This is a genomic window from Sulfuritalea hydrogenivorans sk43H (genome assembly GCF_000828635.1).
In the GTDB taxonomy this organism is placed as follows: Bacteria; Pseudomonadota; Gammaproteobacteria; order Burkholderiales; family Rhodocyclaceae; genus Sulfuritalea; species Sulfuritalea hydrogenivorans.
The window spans coordinates 1,009,603-1,027,461 of sequence record NZ_AP012547.1; the positions used below are offsets into that span (position 1 = coordinate 1,009,603).

The 17,859-nt window shown below is 62.6% G+C and carries 22 protein-coding genes; 13 read left to right on the forward strand and 9 right to left on the reverse strand.

Features of this window, described 5'->3' with window-relative positions:
• Positions 1–28 precede the first annotated feature (28 nt).
• Genes SUTH_RS04880 through SUTH_RS04910 form a run of 7 tightly spaced genes read right to left on the reverse strand, consistent with a single transcriptional unit; the run spans position 29 to position 4,758 of the window.
• Positions 29–259: a DUF3079 domain-containing protein gene (locus SUTH_RS04880; protein ID WP_041097527.1), complete on the reverse strand. Its 231-nt coding sequence runs from the start codon at positions 257–259 to the stop codon at positions 29–31.
• 41 nt (positions 260–300) lie between these two features.
• Positions 301–1,719 carry a cytochrome c oxidase accessory protein CcoG gene (gene ccoG / locus SUTH_RS04885; RefSeq protein ID WP_231851101.1) on the reverse strand — a complete coding sequence of 473 codons (1,419 nt, stop codon included), beginning with the start codon at positions 1,717–1,719 and terminating at the stop codon, positions 301–303.
• Complete coding sequence (locus SUTH_RS04890; RefSeq protein WP_041097529.1) at positions 1,716–2,111, reverse strand: hemerythrin domain-containing protein; 396 nt, start codon at positions 2,109–2,111, stop codon at positions 1,716–1,718. Before SUTH_RS04890 ends, ccoG begins: the two co-directional genes overlap by 4 nt.
• 18 nt (positions 2,112–2,129) lie before the next feature.
• Positions 2,130–2,951, reverse strand: coding sequence for a ferredoxin--NADP reductase (locus SUTH_RS04895; RefSeq protein WP_084207256.1), 822 nt, complete (start codon positions 2,949–2,951; stop codon positions 2,130–2,132).
• Positions 2,951–4,048 carry a hypothetical protein gene (locus tag SUTH_RS04900; protein ID WP_041097531.1) on the reverse strand — a complete coding sequence of 366 codons (1,098 nt, stop codon included), beginning with the start codon at positions 4,046–4,048 and terminating at the stop codon, positions 2,951–2,953. The genes SUTH_RS04895 and SUTH_RS04900 overlap by 1 nt, the downstream gene beginning before the upstream one ends.
• 15 nt (positions 4,049–4,063) lie before the next feature.
• Complete coding sequence (locus tag SUTH_RS04905) at positions 4,064–4,354, reverse strand: DUF2249 domain-containing protein (protein ID WP_052473262.1); 291 nt, start codon at positions 4,352–4,354, stop codon at positions 4,064–4,066.
• A gap of 59 nt (positions 4,355–4,413) precedes the next feature.
• Positions 4,414–4,758, reverse strand: coding sequence for a metal-sulfur cluster assembly factor (locus tag SUTH_RS04910; protein ID WP_041097533.1), 345 nt, complete (start codon positions 4,756–4,758; stop codon positions 4,414–4,416).
• A 98-nt stretch (positions 4,759–4,856) separates the two neighbouring features.
• Here SUTH_RS04910 and SUTH_RS04915 point away from each other — a divergent pair, with 98 nt between their 5' ends.
• Positions 4,857–5,291 carry an RrF2 family transcriptional regulator gene (locus SUTH_RS04915; protein WP_041097535.1) on the forward strand — a complete coding sequence of 145 codons (435 nt, stop codon included), beginning with the start codon at positions 4,857–4,859 and terminating at the stop codon, positions 5,289–5,291.
• A 171-nt stretch (positions 5,292–5,462) separates the two neighbouring features.
• Here SUTH_RS04915 and SUTH_RS04920 read toward each other — a convergent pair whose 3' ends face one another.
• Positions 5,463–5,681: an acetyltransferase gene (locus SUTH_RS04920; RefSeq protein WP_148312854.1), complete on the reverse strand. Its 219-nt coding sequence runs from the start codon at positions 5,679–5,681 to the stop codon at positions 5,463–5,465.
• Positions 5,682–5,700: 19 nt separating this feature from the next.
• Complete coding sequence (locus tag SUTH_RS04925) at positions 5,701–6,150, reverse strand: MarR family winged helix-turn-helix transcriptional regulator (protein ID WP_231851102.1); 450 nt, start codon at positions 6,148–6,150, stop codon at positions 5,701–5,703.
• A gap of 82 nt (positions 6,151–6,232) precedes the next feature.
• Between SUTH_RS04925 and SUTH_RS04930 the strand changes: the two genes are divergently transcribed.
• The 12 genes from SUTH_RS04930 (at position 6,233) to SUTH_RS04985 (ending at position 17,847) form a co-directional block, all read left to right on the forward strand.
• The gene (locus SUTH_RS04930) at positions 6,233–6,556 is read left to right on the forward strand and encodes a TusE/DsrC/DsvC family sulfur relay protein (RefSeq protein WP_041097537.1); all 324 of its coding nucleotides are present in this window, start codon (positions 6,233–6,235) and stop codon (positions 6,554–6,556) included.
• Positions 6,557–6,712: 156 nt separating this feature from the next.
• Entirely contained in the window at positions 6,713–9,421 is a 2,709-nt protein-coding gene (locus SUTH_RS18280) for an O-linked N-acetylglucosamine transferase, SPINDLY family protein (RefSeq protein WP_171817315.1), read from the forward strand.
• A gap of 52 nt (positions 9,422–9,473) precedes the next feature.
• Positions 9,474–10,256 (forward strand): class I SAM-dependent methyltransferase, encoded by a 783-nt coding sequence (locus SUTH_RS04940; protein WP_041097541.1) that lies wholly within the window; start codon positions 9,474–9,476, stop codon positions 10,254–10,256.
• Between the two features lie 50 nt (positions 10,257–10,306).
• Positions 10,307–11,233 (forward strand): glycoside hydrolase family protein, encoded by a 927-nt coding sequence (locus tag SUTH_RS04945; protein WP_041097543.1) that lies wholly within the window; start codon positions 10,307–10,309, stop codon positions 11,231–11,233.
• Entirely contained in the window at positions 11,230–11,901 is a 672-nt protein-coding gene (locus tag SUTH_RS04950; RefSeq protein ID WP_041097545.1) for an acetyltransferase, read from the forward strand. The genes SUTH_RS04945 and SUTH_RS04950 overlap by 4 nt, the downstream gene beginning before the upstream one ends.
• Before the next feature lies 1 nt (position 11,902).
• Positions 11,903–12,142: an acyl carrier protein gene (locus SUTH_RS04955; RefSeq protein ID WP_041097547.1), complete on the forward strand. Its 240-nt coding sequence runs from the start codon at positions 11,903–11,905 to the stop codon at positions 12,140–12,142.
• On the forward strand, positions 12,132–12,872 hold the full coding sequence (locus tag SUTH_RS04960) for an SDR family NAD(P)-dependent oxidoreductase (RefSeq protein WP_041097549.1): 741 nt from the start codon (positions 12,132–12,134) through the stop codon (positions 12,870–12,872). Before SUTH_RS04955 ends, SUTH_RS04960 begins: the two co-directional genes overlap by 11 nt.
• A complete protein-coding gene (locus tag SUTH_RS04965; RefSeq protein WP_041097551.1) occupies positions 12,872–13,747 on the forward strand; it encodes a formyltransferase family protein in 876 nt (291 codons plus the stop codon). Before SUTH_RS04960 ends, SUTH_RS04965 begins: the two co-directional genes overlap by 1 nt.
• Positions 13,744–15,297 (forward strand): amino acid adenylation domain-containing protein, encoded by a 1,554-nt coding sequence (locus tag SUTH_RS04970; RefSeq protein ID WP_041097553.1) that lies wholly within the window; start codon positions 13,744–13,746, stop codon positions 15,295–15,297. Before SUTH_RS04965 ends, SUTH_RS04970 begins: the two co-directional genes overlap by 4 nt.
• 19 nt (positions 15,298–15,316) lie before the next feature.
• Positions 15,317–16,048 (forward strand): WbqC family protein, encoded by a 732-nt coding sequence (locus SUTH_RS04975; protein WP_041097555.1) that lies wholly within the window; start codon positions 15,317–15,319, stop codon positions 16,046–16,048.
• A 10-nt stretch (positions 16,049–16,058) separates the two neighbouring features.
• Positions 16,059–17,198, forward strand: coding sequence for a dTDP-4-amino-4,6-dideoxygalactose transaminase (rffA, locus tag SUTH_RS04980; RefSeq protein ID WP_041101715.1), 1,140 nt, complete (start codon positions 16,059–16,061; stop codon positions 17,196–17,198).
• A gap of 73 nt (positions 17,199–17,271) precedes the next feature.
• The gene (locus tag SUTH_RS04985) at positions 17,272–17,847 is read left to right on the forward strand and encodes an ANTAR domain-containing response regulator (RefSeq protein ID WP_041097557.1); all 576 of its coding nucleotides are present in this window, start codon (positions 17,272–17,274) and stop codon (positions 17,845–17,847) included.
• Positions 17,848–17,859 lie beyond the last annotated feature (12 nt).

Genomic DNA, 17,859 nt, shown 5'->3' on the forward strand with positions numbered 1-17,859 from the left:
GACTCTTGCGGCGGGGCGGCTGTGAAGGCTACTCCGAACCCGGCCCCTTGTTGCTGCCGCCCTTAGTGCGCGGCGGTTCCGTCTCGGTATCGATGCCCCAGTCGCCGTAGTCGAGCCAGTCCTCGCCGAGCAGTTCCGCGGGGTGCTGGGTGCGGTCCGAGCCGTTGCCGCATCCGAGCGCATCGACCGGGCAGTACTTGTCGCAGCCCCAGCAGATTCGCTCGGGATGCTTCGGGTGCAAGGGAAATTTCTTCGCCATGGATCTATGGGAACAGGAGTTCCGCTTCCCGTCAATTCGCGTCAGGGCATCCAGAACTTTGATTTCTCGGTGACGGCCACCGCGGCGTCGGCCACGTCCTCGATACTGAAGCTGATCGGAATCGCGCCGGATTTCGCCGCGCCGGGATCGGCCCTGACGCTGGCGGTGCGGCTGCCGATCTCGCCGCCCGGCACGGTGACCGGCGTGTCGTCGTGGAGGCGGATGCCCTCGACGCCGGCGATGCGGATGCGGAAAGTCCGGGTCTTGTCGCCGGTGTTCATGATCTGCAGGCGGTAGATGTTCTCGACGGAGCCGTCGTCGGCTTCGCGCGACAGCGCGCCGCGGTCCTTGAGCACATTGACCTTGAGCGGAATGCGCGTCGATAGCGACCAGGCGGTGGCGGCGGCGAGCGAGAGCAGGATCGCGGCGTAGACGATCACGCGCGGCCGGAAGGCCCGGCGCACGATGTCCAGCGGCGTGAGGCGCTCGCTGACGGCGTTCTCCGTCGAGTAGCGGATCAGGCCGCGCGGATAGTCCATCTTGTCCATCACCTGGTCGCAGGCGTCGATGCAGGCGGCGCAGCCGATGCACTCGTTCTGCAGCCCGTTGCGGATGTCGATGCCGGTCGGGCAGACCTGGACGCAGATGCCGCAGTCGACGCAGTCGCCGAGGTTCTGCTGGCGCGGGTCGACGCCCTTCGCGCGCGCGCCGCGCGCGTCGCCGCGCTTGGCGTCGTAGGCGATGATCAGCGTGTCGGGGTCGAGCATGACGAACTGGAATCGCGCGTAGGGGCAGATCTGCCGGCACATCTGTTCGCGCAGGAAGCCGGCGTTGCCGTAAGTGGCGAAGCCGTAGAACAGCACCCAGAAGGCCGACCAGGCGCCCGGGGACAGCGTCAGCAGATCGTGGGCCAGCTCGCGGATCGGCGTGAAATAGCCGACGAAGGTGAAGCCGGTCCACAGCGAAAAGATGATCCAGACGGCATGTTTGGCGGTCTTGATTGACAGCTTGTGCAAAGACCACGGCGCGGCATCGAGCGCGATGCGCTGCCGCCGCTCGCCCTCGATGAGTTTCTCGAACCACAGGAAAATTTCAGTGTAGACGGTTTGCGGACAGGCGTAGCCGCACCACAGGCGCCCCGCTACCGCAGTGAATAGGAACAGGGCCAGCGCCCCGATGACCATCAGCAGAACGAGATAGATCGTGTCCTGCGGCCAGAGCACCAGGTCGAAGAGGTAGAACTTGCGCGTGTCGATGTCGAACAGGATGGCCTGCCGGCCGTGCCACGGCAGCCAGCACAGGCCGTAGAAGATGCCCTGCGTCAGCCAGACGAAGACCCAGCGCCAGCGGGCGTAGATGCCGCTGATCGAGCGCGGGTACACCTTCGCTTCCGGATCGGCGTAGGGCTTTATTTCGATGACTTTTCTGGCGACGGCCTGCTGGGTCATGGCCTTGTTCAAACGGTGTCCACGCCGAGCCTGGCCTGGACTGCCTCGAAGACTTCGCGTTCCTCGAAGCGGACATGCGCGCCCAGCAGCTCGGCAAAACTCAGCAGCGTCTCCGCATCGGGCGTGGCCAGACGTTTGGCGAGGCGGCGCAGCTCGGCGTGGTCGGCCAGGGTGCGCCCTGCCAGCTCATGCTCGCCGGCTTCCGCCAGGAGAATCAGGATGCCCTGCTCCTCGACGCGGAAGTGCGGATCGAGCTCGGCGGCGAAAAGGGCGGCGACGCGCTGCGCCAGCGCCGTTACCTCGTCCGTTGCGCCCGATTCGGCCGCACGGCGAGCATCGCGTGCCAGCTTCAGCGCGCCGTAATGCTCGCGCGAGAGTTGCAGCAGGTCGGGGTGGCGCTTCATCGCGGCGGCATCTCCCGGCTACCAGTATTTCTCGAAGGCCATCTGCCCCGGCACGCCGCGCCGGTTGGTGGCGAAGCCGCGCGTCGTCAGGAATTGACGCAGTTCGCGGGTCATCTCTGGATTGCCGCAGACCAGCACGCGCGAGGCGGCGGCATCGAGCGGCGTCGCGGCGGCGGCTTCGAGGCGGCCGTCGGCGAGCAGCAGAGGGATACGTTCGGCCAGTAGGGTTTCACCCGGCTCGCGGGTGACGACCGGCAGATAGGTGAGCGTGGATTTGGCGTCGGCGAACAATTCGCGTTTTGGGATGTCGGCAATTTCGTCGCGCCAGGCCAACTCGGACGAGTGGCGCACGCTGTGCGCGACGATCAGGCGCTCGTAGTTCTGCCAGACGGCAGGATCCTGGAGTATCGAGAGGAAGGGGCCGAGCCCGGTGCCGCTGGCGAGCATCCAGAGATCCCTGCCGCGGGCCAGTTGGTCGACGGTGAGGAAGCCGTAACTGGCCTTGTCGACGCGCAGCCTGTCGCCGGCGCGCAGGTGCTTGAGCTGCTCCGAGAACGCCCCGCCCGGCACCAGCACGGCGATGAATTCGAGGAAGTCGTCATAGGCCGCCGAGGCCAGCGAGAAGGGACGCCACACGATGTCATCGGCGGCGCCGAGCCCGAGGCGCGTGTAGTGCCCCGGCGTGAAGCGGAAGCCGCGATAGCGCGTGGTGCGCACGGTCACCAGCGTCGGCGTCCAGTAGCGTATCGAAAGCACACGCTCGGTGGTCCATTTTTCCTGCGGGCCGGCGCTGTTGCGCTTGCCGAGGATTTCCGGGCCGGGTTCTTCGACGGCGCCCATCATGCAGCTCCTTGAATGGCTGTTTCGCGCTTGCCGCGCAGCACGCTGGCGACCATCGTGACGATGAACAGCAGCAGGGCGACGGCATTGAGCAGGCCGCCTTCGCGGCGCAGCGGAAATCCGTCACCGAGGCCGCCGAGGATGCGCAGCGCCAGCGAGGCGTGCAGCACCAGCAGTGGCAGGTAGAAGAACGGGTGATACGGAATCTTCACCCGCACCACGGCCGGAAAAATGATTGGCGCGTGGCCGAAGATCATCGAGAACACGAAGCCGAGGCCGACCGCATGCAGCGTCGCGTCGCGCCACGGGTGGCCGGGCAGGAAGCCACCGGCCAGCCCGAGCAGGCCGGCCAGCACCAGCCAGCCGTACCCCGAGAGCAGGCACAGGGCGATGAAGCGGACCAGCCCCTGCTGCTTTGCATTGCGCCGCGCGATGTCGTAGCGCAGCAGCCAGAGGGCGAGCGCCAGCAGGCCGGCGGCGAACAGTCTGAGGCCGGCGTCTTCCTGCCAGAAGCTGAGGGCGGCGCCGGCGAGGATGCCGCCGGTGATGGCGAAGAACAGCCGTTGCGCGGCGGCCGGGGTGGGCAGGAAGCGCGTCAGCTCGAGCCGTTCGCCGGCGATGGTCAGCACCAGGAAGGCCAGCCACCAGGGCACGGCCGCCGTCAGCGCGCCGCCGGCAAGCCAGGCGAGGTTGCCCGCCAGCCAGCACGCGGCGCCCGTGCCGAGGATGATCGTGAAGGGCGCCACCAGGCGGCGCAGCACCTGAATACTGGCGGCGACGAGTATCGCCGCTGCGACGACCGTCAGGACTTGAGTCACCACCAGCGGCGCACCGGCGAGCAGGGCGATGCCACCGATGCCGGAAGCCGCCGGCGCCACGTAGGCCCAGCCGCGACCGAGCGCGACGGCGCGTTCGAGGCTGATGACCGTGCCGAGGAAAGCGGAAATCATCAGCGCCCCGTGCCAGCCGGCGGCGTTCGCCGCGGTCGCCGGCACGCCCCAGTCGAGCCGCGCCAGGCCCGCCAGCACGCCGCCCACGAGGGACAGCATGCCCAGCACCAGCAGCGGCACGCGGGCGGCGGGGCGCAGGTCAGCCATGGTCGTGAGCCGGTCCTAGTGGTTGCAGCCGCAGCCGCCGACAGGCGCGGCGGCGCCCTCCGGGACGGGCTTGCCGATCCGGACCTGCCAGACATTGGGGCCGGCTTCCAGGTAATCCCAGGTGAACTCGCCTTTCGATTCGGCCTGGAACTGGTAGAAGAGCGGCTTCGGATCGTGGTCGTTTACCAGCAGCAGCGCCTCGCCGGCGCCCAGATGGTCGAAGGTGCTGAAAATCAGCGGATGGCGCTCGCGGGGAATGATGTGGCGGACATCGATGGTGGCCTTGAAGTTCTGTGTCGTGCTCATGGTCCTGCTCCTCTGTGGCGGGGTTGAAAAAGGATGGGGTTCGGGATGCGTCGCTTTTGTCATTCGGGGGTCCAGCCGAAATGCTGCTTGGTGGCTTCGTCCATCATCGAGGGATTCCAGGGCGGTTCCCAGACCAGGCGGATGTCGGGCCCGATCGTGTCGGGCAGGACTCTCGCCAGGGCGGCATGGACGTCGTCTACGATCATGTCGCCCATCGGGCAGGCCGGCGAGGTCATGGTCATTTCGATCACCAGGCTGCCGGGGGCGACCTCGACGCGATAGACCAGGCCGAGGGAAACGATGTCGCGGCCCACTTCGGGGTCGATGACCTGGCGCAGGACGTCGCGCACCTGCTCCTCGTCGAGGGCGGATCGGTCGGAGGCTGCGGCGGCTTCTTTCGTCATGGCTTTTAAAGCGGTAAAATGAATACAGCTTTATCCTAACACCACCTTTTTCTTAAAGCAATATCTTTTTTACTGCTTATTGGCGTAGACTGGCGGACATGAAACTGACCACCTTTTCCGACTACACCCTGCGCGTGCTGATGTTCCTCGCGCTCAACCGCGAGCGGCTCGCCACCATTCCGGAGATCGCGGCTGCCTACGACATCTCGGAGAACCACCTGATGAAGGTGGTGCACCAGCTGGCGCGCTCCGGGGTCATCGAATCGGTGCGCGGCAAGGGCGGCGGCATCCGCCTGGCGCGCGAGCCCGAGGCCATTCGGCTGGGGCAGGTCGTTCGCGCCAGCGAAGGCAGCACGGCGATCGTCGAATGTCTTTCGGACGATGCCGGAGCCTGCCGCATCGCCCCGGCCTGCCGGCTCTCCGGAATCCTGGTGCGTGCCTTCGACGCGCTCTATGCGGCGCTCGACGACTACACACTGGCTGATCTGGTGCATGCACCGCGTGGCCTGAAGATGCTGCTGGTGCGCAACTAGCGCCTGATCAACGAAAAGGAAAAGGACCCATCATGGCCGGCTCATGGGGTTGCCCGCACGAAGCGAACGATCTTTGCTCGAAGGTCAACAACCTGCCGTGCGACCCCGGCATGAAGGGCTGCGTGCTGCACGGGCGCTTTGTTTTCGCCAACGACGACAAGAACGAGCGCCTCAGGCAGAAGAAGGCCCGCGAGGAGGCGGCGGCAAGGGGTCTTCCAGGGCCGTCTCCCGAAGAACTACCTTGAGGTCGAGACTTCGCATCGCATCGACGGCGACTTCCCAGGCACCCTCCTGGCACAGGCCGGCGACCTGAGCCTGCTCGTAGCCTTCCAGCGCGGCCCGCACGCAGGCGCTGCGTACGGCCTGGGCGATTTCGATCGGAAGGGTCACGGCGTTGTTCCAGTCACGGCTACTCCTGCTGCAGTTCCTGGAGTCTGGGCAGGAGGAAGCCGCCTTCGAGATTCAGCAATTCGTCGCGGTGCAGCTTCGCCATTTTGCTCACCATGCGTTCGCCCTTGGCGGTGAGATGCACCTCCACTTCGCGCCGGTCCGCCCGCCCCTGTTCGCGCGTCACCCACTCGCGCGTCTCGCACCGGGAAATCAGGGCGACGACGCCATGATGCTGGGCCTGCAGGCGCTCGGCCAGCTCGCCCACGGTCGCCCATGAGCGTCCGGGAAACCCCTTGATGTGCAGCAGCAGCAGGTATTGCAGCGGCGTAATGCCTGAGCGGCGCGTCACCTGCTCGCTGAAGCGCATGAAGCGCCGCAACTGGTAGCGGAACTGGGAGAGGGCTTCGAATTCTCGTTTCTGGAGTGCCGCGTTACCCATTCGGCCGACATCCTTGAAATGAACTGCCACTGAATATATCATAGTGTGCGTATATCATGGCGTGATGGATTATTGCAGCGTGGACTTTTCTGGATCGACGGGAGAAATAGCGATGGACGCGACAAGCGTATTGCCGGCGACGGATGGCGAAGGCTATCTGGTTGATCCGGCGGACTGGAACGAGCAGCTGGCGGAGGTGCTGGCGCGGCAGGAGAACATCGAGTTGACGGACACACACTGGATCGCGATCCGTTTCATGCGCGAGTTCTACCAGGAGCACCAGGTGATTCCCGATGTGCGTTTCGTCACCCGCCACCTGGCGGCGCAAGTGGGTGGCTCGCGCAACCTCGTTTTCGAACTGTTCCCCTACGGCTACGTCAAGCAGGCCTGCCGTATTGCCGGCATGAGGCGACCGCGCGGCTGGAGTACCGGTTAGCCGAAGGTTGCCAGCGCCCGGCGAAACGGAAAACGGGGGAAGAATGGCGGCATTTGCAGCGCTTTACCCGGCCTGTTCATGCTTATCCAACGGCACTGCCTGGACACACAATTGGGGCTGTCCAGACCGATACCCCGATTGCTCTTCATACGCACCATGGCCAAGCCGCGAACAGCCTCCAGCCGCACACCAAGGAAGAGTACGAGCAATATCGCCGATCTCAGCAGCGTCGCCCACGCGCTGGAAGAGTCGGGTGACACGGCGGGTGCAATCAAGCTGTACCGCGACTGGCTAGCAAGAACCGACTCGCCGGATGCGTGGATCGCGCATTTCAACGTGGGCGTATTGCTCAACGGCGCGAACGATCTGGCGGGAGCGGAGGAGTCATACACCGCTGCCATTGCGCTTAACCCAGGCTATGCGGCGTCGCACGTCAATCTCGGTCATGCATTGGATCGCCAGGGCAGGGACCTTGATGCCATTGCCGCATGGTCGGAGGCCCTGAAGCTGCTCGATGCCACGCCGAACCCGGATCAGGAGGCGCTGCGCGTTACGCTCAACAGCCTGGGACGGCGCCTGGAGGCGCTGGAGCGGATTCCCGAGGCGCTGACCATGCTCACCCGCAGTCTGGCGGTACAACCCGATCAGGAAATCGTTCTGTATCACCTGATCTACCTGCGGCAGCAGCAATGCGAATGGCCGGTGCTGGCGCCCTTGCCGGGTATTTCGGCGGACAACATGCTCGCCGCCGTTTCGCCGGTGGCGATGCTGGCCATATCCGATGACCCGGCGCTGCAATTGCATGCCGCGGTCAGGCACCGCGAACCGTTGCCGCTGCCCGTCATGCCGCGCTTCGCGCCTGTTGCCGGCTACTCCCACGGGCGGTTGCGGATCGGCTACCTCTCGTCGAATTTCGGGCGGCATCCGGTGTCCTATCTGACGGCAGAACTCTATGAATTGCATGATCGGCACCGTGTCGAAGTGTTCGGCTTTTGCGGCAGCCCCGAGGACAATTCGGAGATTCGCCGCCGCGTGTCCGCCGCAATGGATCACTTCATCCGGATTGACCAAATGTCGGACGAAGACGCCGCGCGTGCAATCTGCGACGCCGAAATCGACATCCTGGTAGATCTGCAGGGACACACCGCCGGTGCGCGTCCCAACATCCTCGCCTATCATCCGGCGCCGGTGCAAATAGCCTATCTCGGATTTCCCGGCACCAGCGGCATGCCCGAGATCGACTACGTGCTGGCCGACCGATATGTGCTGACAGAGGAATCGGTTCGCCATTTCAGCGAGAAGCCGCTTTACCTTCCCGACTGCTTCCAGGTCAATGACAGGAAACGAGTCGCCGCGGCGCCACTGGGTCGAGCCGAATACGGATTGCCGGAGGACGCCTTTGTCTTCTGCACCTTCAACAAGAACACCAAGTTCAATCCGGAGTTTTTCTCCGCCTGGATGCGCATCCTGGCACGTACTCCGAACAGCGTGCTCTGGCTGCTTGCCGCGGATGAGGGGGCACGGGAAAACCTTGTTCGATATGCCCTGGCTCAGGGGGTAGGCCGCGAGCGCCTGATTTTCGCCCCTCGCGTACCGATGGCCCGCTACCTCGCACGATTTGCCGTCGCCGACCTGTTTCTCGACATTTCACCGTTCAACGGCGGCACCACCGTGGCGGATGCCTTGTGGATGGGACTTCCCGTGCTCACCTGTTCCGGCAGGAGCTTCGCCTCGCGGATGGGGGGCAGCCTGCTCAATGCCATCGGACTGCCGGAACTGATCACCACCTCACTCGGCGACTACGAGGAACTGGCGGTTGGGCTGGCCGGCGATGCGGCGCGACTCGCTCTGATCCGGAGCCGCCTGGCGGCGAACCGGGACACCCATCCGCTGTTCGATACACCGAAGTTCGTGCGCAACCTCGAAGACATATTCCTCCGCATTGCGAAAACGGAGTCCGGCCATGAACCTGCCAGTCCGATGAACACCTTCGATGTGCGGCCGTTTGCGGAACGGGAGATAGTCTTTGTCGTGTATGCGCCGGCCTTTCATCGCACCAGCGGTGGAGTTTATGCACTTCATGCCATGGCTGAAGACATGTACGCCATGGGCTGCAACGTCGGCATGCTGGCGGGAGCGGGCATGCCGGGGGCGAGGGTTCCGCTCGTCAGTCTGGAGTACCTGGAGACCATGCGGGCGGCGGGGATGACGATCGTGGCGATTTACCCTGAAATCGTTACTGGAAACGTGCTCAAGGCCGATTACGCGGTATGGTGGCTGCTCAACTATCCGGGACATATCAAGGGCAACTGGGACGGCAGTTTCGACTGGGCGGATCGCGTTATTGGTTTCGGGCCGGAGCTGGGGCGCAGTGGGCGATGCGACTCGACGCTCACCTATCCCCTGTACGACCCGGATTTCTTTTTTCCGAACGACGCGATCCCGAAAACGGAAGTCACCTACTATGTGAATAGGATATTCAGCGTTGCCGAAACAATTCAGGCCCCGGTGAATCCCACCTGCGTCCTGAACCCGGCTGACAATCTCAGCTACAGGCAACTACGCGATGTCCTGTGGCGGTCGAAGGTCGTGATTTCCAATGAATGGTCGGGAACCCTCGTCATGGCCAGACTCTGCGGTGCTCCCGTGATTTACCTTCCGTCCCCCCTGTTGTCCCCCGAGGTCCAGAACACGGTGGAGCATCGGCTTGGCGCTGCCTGGGGCTATTCCGAACGGAATGTCGAACTGGCCCGTCAATCGCTCGGGGCCTTGAAAGCGATTCATCAAGAAAGGAAGGCGACATGGTTGCCAAGCCTGGCCAGGGAGGTTCGAACATGGATTCAGGGCGCGAAGTGCAAGCCGTAGTTTGGACAAGGGCTTTCCGGTATTCCGGCGTCCGCGACGTGAAAGGTCAAGCATGAAGGTGGTCCAACTGGGCAGAAACGATCTGTACGTTGTCCTGTCCATGACTTATAAGGCCATGGCGATCGCGCCGAAAGTCATCGAGCTTGGTGTGTTGCGCGGAGACAATGCGCTGGTGTTGCATCGAACTTTGTCACCAAGCCTCATGGTGCTGATCGATGCCTGGAGCGCGGAAGCGGCCACGCAAGGATACTGTCCGTTTGACGAGCTCCCCGCCTGGGTGAATCCGGTTGATACCTATGACTACTATTTCGGCGGATCCGTTCGGGAGCAGCGAACCTACGATGTGATCCACGATGAATGCGTGTCGAAGCTCGAGGGACTTGCCAATGTCGTTTTTCTGAGATACGCAACCATAGAGGCTTTGGCGCATATCAAGCCGAGAACCGGCGAGGATCACTTCGATCTTGTGTATGTCGATGCCAACCATCAATATGAGTATGTCCTGCGGGATTTGATGCGCTATCAGGAAATCGTCGCAGAAAACGGCTGCATCATGCTTAACGATTGCTGCCACAGCAGCGCCGGAACCTTGCAGAACCTGGGCGTTCTCGAAGCCGTATCGAGCTTTCTGAAGCGCTCCGATTTTCGCCCGGTCGCATTGACAAATACCGATTGGTCGGATTTGATTCTCGTTCGAAAGGGATCCGCCATAGGACAACTGCTGGATTACACCATTGCGAATTCGGACATTGCCTATGTCGAAATCCCGGATCAACTTCTGCCCGCCGGAAGAATTATCGATGGCAAGCAACGAAAGAACATTTCCTTCGCGTAACCGATGAAACAGGACTGATCAATGGGGGCGGCCTTCGGCGGAATCTGCACATGAAATGGACAAAACTCGGCCAGGTATTTTGCGCCTCCGGCCAGAACGAGTCGATGGTGGCGGGCGGCCGAACTCCCGTACCGCTGCATCTCTTCGGGGATGTCTATCGCATCTATTTCGCCGCCTACGACGGGCTGGGACGCGGTCGCATTTTTTCACTCGAACTGGACCTGAAAACCCCCGGCCAGATTGGTAACCTGATAACCGCCCCGATCATCGACATTGGAGCAACCGGATTCTTCGACGACAACGGCATCATTCCATCCGACGTAGTGCGGGTCGACGGGAACATCTATCTTTACACCATCGGTTTCAGCCTCAAGAATCGCCTGATGTTCGACGCCGCCACGGGGCTTGCCATTTCCCGCGATGATGGCCTTAGCTTCTCCAGACTGAACGGACCTGTGCTCGACCGGGGCGTCGATGATCCCTGTTTTGCCGCCTCTCCCGCGGTAATGCTGGAGAATGGCAGTTGGCGCATGTGGTACGTATCCTGCGATCACTGGACGCCGCGGCCGGAGGGCTTCCGCCATTATTACAATATCAAGCATCGTCGTTCCGTGGATGGCATCTACTGGGAACCCAGGGCCACCGTCTGCATCGACTACGCCAACGAACACGAATATGCCATTTCGCGCCCCTCCGTCATCAGGGGGGCAGACGGAACGTATCGCATGTGGTATTCATTCAGGGCGCAACCTGGAATAGAGACCTATCGGATAGGCTATGCCGAGTCGGCCGACGGCCTTGACTGGGTTCGCATGGACGACCAAGCGGGCATCGATGTCTCGGACAGCGGATGGGATTCGGACATGATCTGCTACCCCAGGGTTTTTTCCCATGAAGGGCGCCTTTATATGCTCTACAACGGCAACGGTTACGGAAAAACCGGTTTCGGTCTGGCGGTGATGGAGGCGGAGGAATGACGAAGGTAATTCTGGCGGGCAACGCAATAACGGCCGACATCCTTTACTCCTATCTGCGGGCCGACAGCCGCTATGAAGTAGTGGGGCTTACGGTGGATGACGAATTCATCGACCAGGGAAGCGTGGATGGCTTTGCTGCCGTAGGCTTGTCCCAGGTAAAAGAACGTTTCGCGCCACAGACCTGCCGTGTCGTTATGGCGGTCGGCTACAACGATCTCAACCGGGTCCGCGAGTCGCTTTTCCTGCGGCTCAAGGCAATGGGATATGCGGTGGAGACCTACGTTCATCCCGCTGCGCAAGTGTGTTCGAGTCATGCACTGGGGGAAGGTTGCGTGGTATTGCCATCTGCCGTCATCGAACCCCATGCACGCGTTGGCGCCAACAGCATGGTATGGAGCAACGTGACCCTGGCCCATCACAGCAGCATCGCGGAGCACTGCTGGATTGCGGCGGGAACCGTCATTTCGGGCCAGGCCAGCGTATTGCGCAACAGTTTCATCGGCGTGAATGCCACGGTGGTGAACGAAGTGACGGTGGGCGAGTACAACATCGTCGGTGCCGGCGCCCTGATCACCAAGGACACCAAGCCCCACACCGTGCATCTAGCACGCTCCGCCGAGCCGTTTCGCTACTCGTCGGATGACTATGTGAAGTATTTTGGAATCTGACATGAACAAACGATTGACAGCTCTGTTGGCCGACGTGTTTCGTTTGCGCGAATCCGAGATTCATCCGGACCTGAAAAAGGCCGACGTGGGAAGTTGGGACTCACTGAAACAGATGGACCTGGTGATGTCCCTGGAAGGCGAATACGGGATCGTGCTGATGATCCCCGACATCGTTCGCATGGTGTCCGTCGCCGGTATCGTCGCCGTGCTGAAGGAGAAGGGAGTCGATCTTGCGGATTGACGGCGCCGTCGCCCTGGTGACGGGAGGCGCCCGGGGACTGGGCTTGGCAATCGCCAGCCATTTGCAATCCCTCGGCGCCACCGTGATCGCCGCCGACCTGGATCAGGATGCGCTGAGCCAATTGCCCGCATCCCTGACAGGGCGCATTCTGGACGTCACCTCTCCCGCCGATGCCAGGGCGGTCATCGCCGAAATCATCGAGCGCCACGGCCGCATCGACATCCTGGTGAACAACGCCGGCGTGATTTACAACGAACCCTTCGTCAACATCATGAATCCCGACGGCATCATGCACGACTACGGCCGCTTCCGCGCTTCGCTGAACGTCAATCTGGATTCGGTGTTCATCATGACGTCAGCGGTCGTCGAGCAGATGGTCACGCGACGCGGCAAGGGCGTGATTGTCAATATCAGTTCCATCTGTGCCTGCGGCAACGAGGGCCAGACGGCGTATTCCGCGGCCAAGGCGGCGGTCAATGCGATGACCGTCACCTGGTCCAGGGAACTGGGGCGCTGGGGCATACGCTGCAATGCCGTGGCGCCCGGCTTCATCGACACCGACTCTACCCGTCGGGCCCTGAGCGAGCCGATACTGAAGCATATTCAGGCCAGTACCCCTCTGCGCCGCCTCGGCGAAGCCGGTGAGGTGGCGCAGGCGGTGGCGGCCGTCATTGAAAACGATTTCATCAACGGCGCGGTCTTGGCCGTCAATGGCGGACTCGCGATCTGATGGGCAGTCGTTTTGTTTTCGTCGGCAACAGGCGATTTGTCCTGGAGCAGATGATCCTTGAGGGCCTGGACCTGACTGCCGTGTTCGTGGTCGGCGGCACGCATCTGGAGCGCGACCTGAACAACGGCCTGCTGCCGAAAGTGACCAACTGGATCGTCGTCGGCAGCAAGGCGGAACTCCTGAGTCAGCTTGAGAAAAATCGATTCGATGTATTGGTCTCCAATGGCTGCCCTTACATCCTGCCCATATCCGACCTGCCTGCGGCCCGTTACGTCAATATACATCCATCATTTCTTCCAGACCTGCGCGGGGCCGATCCCACCATAGGCGCGATACTGCTCGAACGGGACACCGGCGCCACGTGCCATGTCATGGATGCGGGGATCGACACCGGCCCCATAATTTCGCAAGTCCGCATCCCCTACAGCGACGACCTGGACGCAACGACGCTTTACCAACTGAGCTTCATCGCCGAGAAACGGGTCTTCTCCCGGTCCCTGGCCCGGGATTTTCAACCGGCGGCGGATCAGGAGGAGGTTCCGGGCCTGATTTACTACAGCCGGAAGGGGGGCGACCGGGTGATCACCTTCACCGAACCGAACGATCTGATCCTGCGAAAAATCCGGGCGTTCAACAACAGGTCGCAAGGCTGCGAATTCGTCGCGAGTGGCGGCCGGTTCCGGGTGTTCTCGGCGCGACTCATGCACAACCCGTTTCTTGCCGAAATCGTGACGGATTTCCCGGCGCTGACCGTGGCCTTGATCTATGAGAATTCCATAGCCTTCCACAAGGACGGCCAGGTCATGCGCTTTGATAGCGTTCAGCCTGACGGAAATGGCGCAATGGCCATCGGCGACCGGCTGCTTTCGGCATGAAGGCCTATGCCTACAATTTGTCCCAGCGCTTTGCCGAGGTCTGCGGCGGCGACGGCAGTCGCCCGGCGCTGCGGTATCCCGAGCGCACCGTCAGCTTCGGCGAACTGGCCGGCATGGTTGAACGTCTGGCCCGGCACATCCTGAATCACGGATGCCAGCGCGGCGACGTCATCGCCATCGGCCACACCAAGCGCCCCTTGTCCTTCGCCCTGATGCTCGCCGCCCTCAGGCTGGGGGTGGCCTATGTCAATATCGACGTGGCGTCGCCGACGGCGCGCACGGCCAGGATTCTGCGCACCAGCGGCGCCACGCTGCTGTTTTTCGACGATCCGGCCCATTGGGACGCCATGGCGGAACTGGCCGCTTCCCACGCCTGCCCGCTGCTCCATCTCGACGAGTCGCAATTGCCGGAGATTTCCGCCGCCGAGCGGGAAGAGCACTCCCGATTGTCGTCCCGGGTGGACGGCGCCTGCATCGCCTACATCATGTTCACTTCGGGTTCCACCGGCGTCCCGAAAGGCGTGGCGGTCACCCATCAGAACGTATTGCACTTCATCGCCTGGGGCCAGCGGCAGTTCGAGGTCTCGGAGAAGGACAACTTCGCCAACCTGAGTCCGATGTACTTCGACAATTCGGTTTTCGATTTCTATGTCGGACTGTTTTCGGGGGCATCCCTCAGCCCGGTTTCCCGTGAGTTGCTGTCCGACCCCTACGCGTTGGCGGCCCACGTCGGGAACATGGCGTGCACCGTGTGGTTTTCCGTGCCGTCCCTGCTCATGTACCTGATGACCATGAAAGCCTTGACCGCGGCGGGACTGCCTTCGCTGCGGGCCATCGTTTTTGGTGGCGAGGGCTATCCCAAGGTGGAGCTGAAAAAACTTCACGACCTGTTTTCAAGGCAGGCGCAACTGGTCAACGTCTACGGCCCCACCGAATGCACGTGCATTTGCAGCGCACATCGCCTGGGCGATGCAGACTTCGACGATCTGGAGGGGCTGCCCACCCTGGGCCATCTGAATCCCAACTTCGATTACCGCATCGTTGACGAAGAAGACCGGGACACGGCGAGCGGCGAGCTGTGCCTGATCGGACCGAATGTGGCAGCGGGCTATTTCAACGATCCGGAACGAACCGCCGCCGCCTTCCATACCCTCACCGACGCCCGCCGCTACATGAAGCGAATGTATCGCACCGGCGACCTGGTGCGTGAAGAGGGCGGCCGCCTGTATTTCATGGGCCGCAAGGACAATCAGATAAAGCACATGGGCTATCGCATCGAACTGGAGGAAATTGAACAGGCCCTGATGCGGCAGCCCGCGATACATCAGGCCGCCGTAATGTATCAACGTGGCCATGCGGCCTACGGCAAGTTGATCGGCTTCGTCGCCAGCACCGAACAATTGGACGACCGGGAGGTATTGACGGAATTGGCCGGGCTGCTGCCGGATTACATGGTGCCGGCCCGGCTGTTCGTCCTCTCCGAATTGCCGAAGAATCCGAATGGCAAGGTGGATCGCCAGCGGTTGAAAGACCTGCTGGCGCAGCAGTGACTATGCCGGGCAGCTTGCCGTGAGGGTCGGCATCATCCAGTCCTGCTACGTGCCCTGGCGGGGCTTTTTCGACTTCATCGCCAGCGTGGACAAGTTCGTGTTCCTCGACGACGTGCAGTACACGCGTCGCGACTGGCGCACCCGGAATCAGCTGAAGACACCGAACGGCCTGGTATGGATTTCCGTCCCGGTCAGATATGGCGCCCGTGGCACGCAGGCCATCGACCAGACCGAGGTGATCTACTCGGCCACGGATGACTGGCGGGAGCGGCACTTGAACATGTTTCGCCAGCATTATTCCAGGGCGCCCTCCTACGCGGCCGCCAGAAGCATCCTGGAAAACGCCTTCGCGTTCCAGGACCGCAGCATCAGCGAGCTGAACATTCGCCTCGTGCGCTCGGTCTGCGCAAGCCTCGGCATCCGCACCGAACTCCTGTCGTCCCGCGACTTGCGCGCCGAGGGCGCAAAAACCGATCGCCTGATCGACATCCTGCGCAAGGTCGGCGCCTCCCGCTATCTGTCGGGCGCCAGCGCCGACGCCTATCTCGACAAGCATGCCTTCGCCGCCAGCGGCATCGCGCTGGAATACAAGACCTACGACTATCCGCCGTATCCGCAGTTGTGGGGCGAGTTCATCGGCGGTGTCAGCGTGCTCGACCTGATTGCCAACTGCGGGCCGGCCAGCGCGGATTTTCTTCGCAGCCGCAGCCCCGACCGGGTCATCGTTCCGGCGCCGCATCCGCCAACCTGAGGTGAAGTCCATGGAAACAATCGGATTCAACAAGCCCTACATGAGCGGCAAGGAGCTGTACTACATCGCGCGAGCCCATTTCAACGCGCGCCTGGCGGGCGACGGACCGTTCACCGCGGCCTGCCACGAGTCGCTGGAGGGGTTTGTCGGCTGCAAGCGTGCCCTGCTGACCCATTCCTGCACCGCGGCACTGGAAATGTCGGCGCTGTTGCTTGACATCCAGCCCGGCGATGAAGTCATCATGCCGTCGTACACCTTCGTATCCACCGCCAACGCGTTTGCCCTGCGCGGCGGCGTTCCGGTATTTGTCGATATCCGCGAGGACGTCCTGAATCTCGACGAATCGCTGATCGAGGCGGCGATCACGCCGCGCACCCGGGCGATCGTGCCGGTGCATTACGCCGGTGTCGGCTGCGAGATGGACACCATTCTCGACATCGCCGCCAGGCACGGATTGAAAGTGGTCGAGGATGCCGCGCAAGCCTTCATGTCGCGCTATAAGGGGCGTCCGCTGGGTGGCATCGGCGATCTTGGCGCGCTGAGTTTTCATGAGACGAAGAATGTGATCTCGGGCGAAGGCGGTGCGCTGCTGGTGAATGACGCATCCCTGATCGCGCGTGCTGAAATCATCCGCGAAAAGGGCACCGACCGCACGCGCTTTTTCCGCGGCGAAGCGGACAAGTACACCTGGCAGGAGGTGGGTTCGTCGTTCCTGCCGGGGGAACTGACAGCCGCCTTCCTGCTGGCGCAGCTCGAAGATGCCCGTGAAATCACCCGGCGCCGCATCGAGGCCTGGAATCATTACCATGAACTGCTGCAGCCCCTGGAAGCCGGGGGCCTGCTGCGGCGCCCGGTGGTTCCGCCGGAATGCGAGCACAACGGCCACATGTACTACGTCCTGCTGCCGGCCGAGGTCGATCGCCAGCACGTGCTCGCTGAATTGCTCGGGGAAGGGATCCACGCCGTTTTCCACTATGTACCCCTGCACGATTCTCCGGCGGGAAGGCGCCATGGTCGTGTGCATGGCACGTTGAAGCAAACCGAAGACCTTGCCGCGCGCCTGATACGGCTTCCGCTCTGGGTCGAAATTTCCCGGCCGCAGCAAGCGCGCATATGTGCAACCCTGAGGCGGGTACTCGAAAAGTCCTGACTGCCCGCCAGCGGGCATGCGCTGCGACAGGGTAATTCCGCGTCGGCGGCACGCCTCTTGCTGCAGCTGTTTCATGCTGCGCATTCTCATCATCGACGAATCCCGCGCCCGCGCTGCCGAACTCTGCGCGGCGCTGGCCATGGCCGGCCACCAGGTGGCGGCCGTGCTGCCGTCGGCGCTCGACCTCACGGCGCAAATCGAGCAGATCAAACCCGACGTGATCCTGATCGAAACCGATTCGCCGTCGCGCGACACGCTGGAGAACCTCGCGGTGATGGAGCGCGAGATGCCGCGCCCGGTGATCATCCTGACCCAGGACCGCGACGCGGCCCTGATGCGCGCCGCGTTCCAGGCCGGAGTGTCGGCCTATGTCGTTGATAATCTTGACCTGGCGCGGCTGAAGCCGATCGTGGACGTGGCCATTGCGCGCTTCGAGGCGCACCAGCTTCTCAAGCAGGAACTGGCGACGGCCACCCGCAAGTTGTCCGAGCGCAAGCTCATCGACAAGGCCAAGGGCATCCTGATGAAGACGCGCAGCCTGGACGAGGATCAGGCCTACGCCGCCTTGCGCAAGCTGGCGATGGACCGCGCCCAGCCGCTGGGCAAAGTCGCCGGCGATCTGGTGGAAATGGCGAAGCTGTTGCTGTAGCGGCACGCCGCA

Bases quoted from the DNA above. Each gene is read 5' to 3' on its own strand.
- SUTH_RS04950 (WP_041097545.1), top strand. From the start codon at position 11,230: ATGACGAAGGTAATTCTGGCGGGCAACGCAATAACGGCCGACATCCTT.
- SUTH_RS18280 (WP_171817315.1), top strand. From the start codon at position 6,713: ATGGCCAAGCCGCGAACAGCCTCCAGCCGCACACCAAGGAAGAGTACG.
- SUTH_RS04955 (WP_041097547.1), top strand. From the start codon at position 11,903: ATGAACAAACGATTGACAGCTCTGTTGGCCGACGTGTTTCGTTTGCGC.
- SUTH_RS04895 (WP_084207256.1), bottom strand. From the start codon at position 2,951: ATGGGCGCCGTCGAAGAACCCGGCCCGGAAATCCTCGGCAAGCGCAAC.
- SUTH_RS04940 (WP_041097541.1), top strand. From the start codon at position 9,474: ATGAAGGTGGTCCAACTGGGCAGAAACGATCTGTACGTTGTCCTGTCC.
- SUTH_RS04880 (WP_041097527.1), bottom strand. From the start codon at position 259: ATGGCGAAGAAATTTCCCTTGCACCCGAAGCATCCCGAGCGAATCTGC.
- rffA (WP_041101715.1), top strand. From the start codon at position 16,059: ATGGAAACAATCGGATTCAACAAGCCCTACATGAGCGGCAAGGAGCTG.
- SUTH_RS04905 (WP_052473262.1), bottom strand. From the start codon at position 4,354: ATGAGCACGACACAGAACTTCAAGGCCACCATCGATGTCCGCCACATC.
- SUTH_RS04915 (WP_041097535.1), top strand. From the start codon at position 4,857: ATGAAACTGACCACCTTTTCCGACTACACCCTGCGCGTGCTGATGTTC.
- SUTH_RS04930 (WP_041097537.1), top strand. From the start codon at position 6,233: ATGGACGCGACAAGCGTATTGCCGGCGACGGATGGCGAAGGCTATCTG.
- SUTH_RS04910 (WP_041097533.1), bottom strand. From the start codon at position 4,758: ATGACGAAAGAAGCCGCCGCAGCCTCCGACCGATCCGCCCTCGACGAG.
- SUTH_RS04945 (WP_041097543.1), top strand. From the start codon at position 10,307: ATGAAATGGACAAAACTCGGCCAGGTATTTTGCGCCTCCGGCCAGAAC.
- SUTH_RS04890 (WP_041097529.1), bottom strand. From the start codon at position 2,111: ATGAAGCGCCACCCCGACCTGCTGCAACTCTCGCGCGAGCATTACGGC.
- SUTH_RS04970 (WP_041097553.1), top strand. From the start codon at position 13,744: ATGAAGGCCTATGCCTACAATTTGTCCCAGCGCTTTGCCGAGGTCTGC.
- SUTH_RS04900 (WP_041097531.1), bottom strand. From the start codon at position 4,048: ATGGCTGACCTGCGCCCCGCCGCCCGCGTGCCGCTGCTGGTGCTGGGC.
- SUTH_RS04985 (WP_041097557.1), top strand. From the start codon at position 17,272: ATGCTGCGCATTCTCATCATCGACGAATCCCGCGCCCGCGCTGCCGAA.
- SUTH_RS04965 (WP_041097551.1), top strand. From the start codon at position 12,872: ATGGGCAGTCGTTTTGTTTTCGTCGGCAACAGGCGATTTGTCCTGGAG.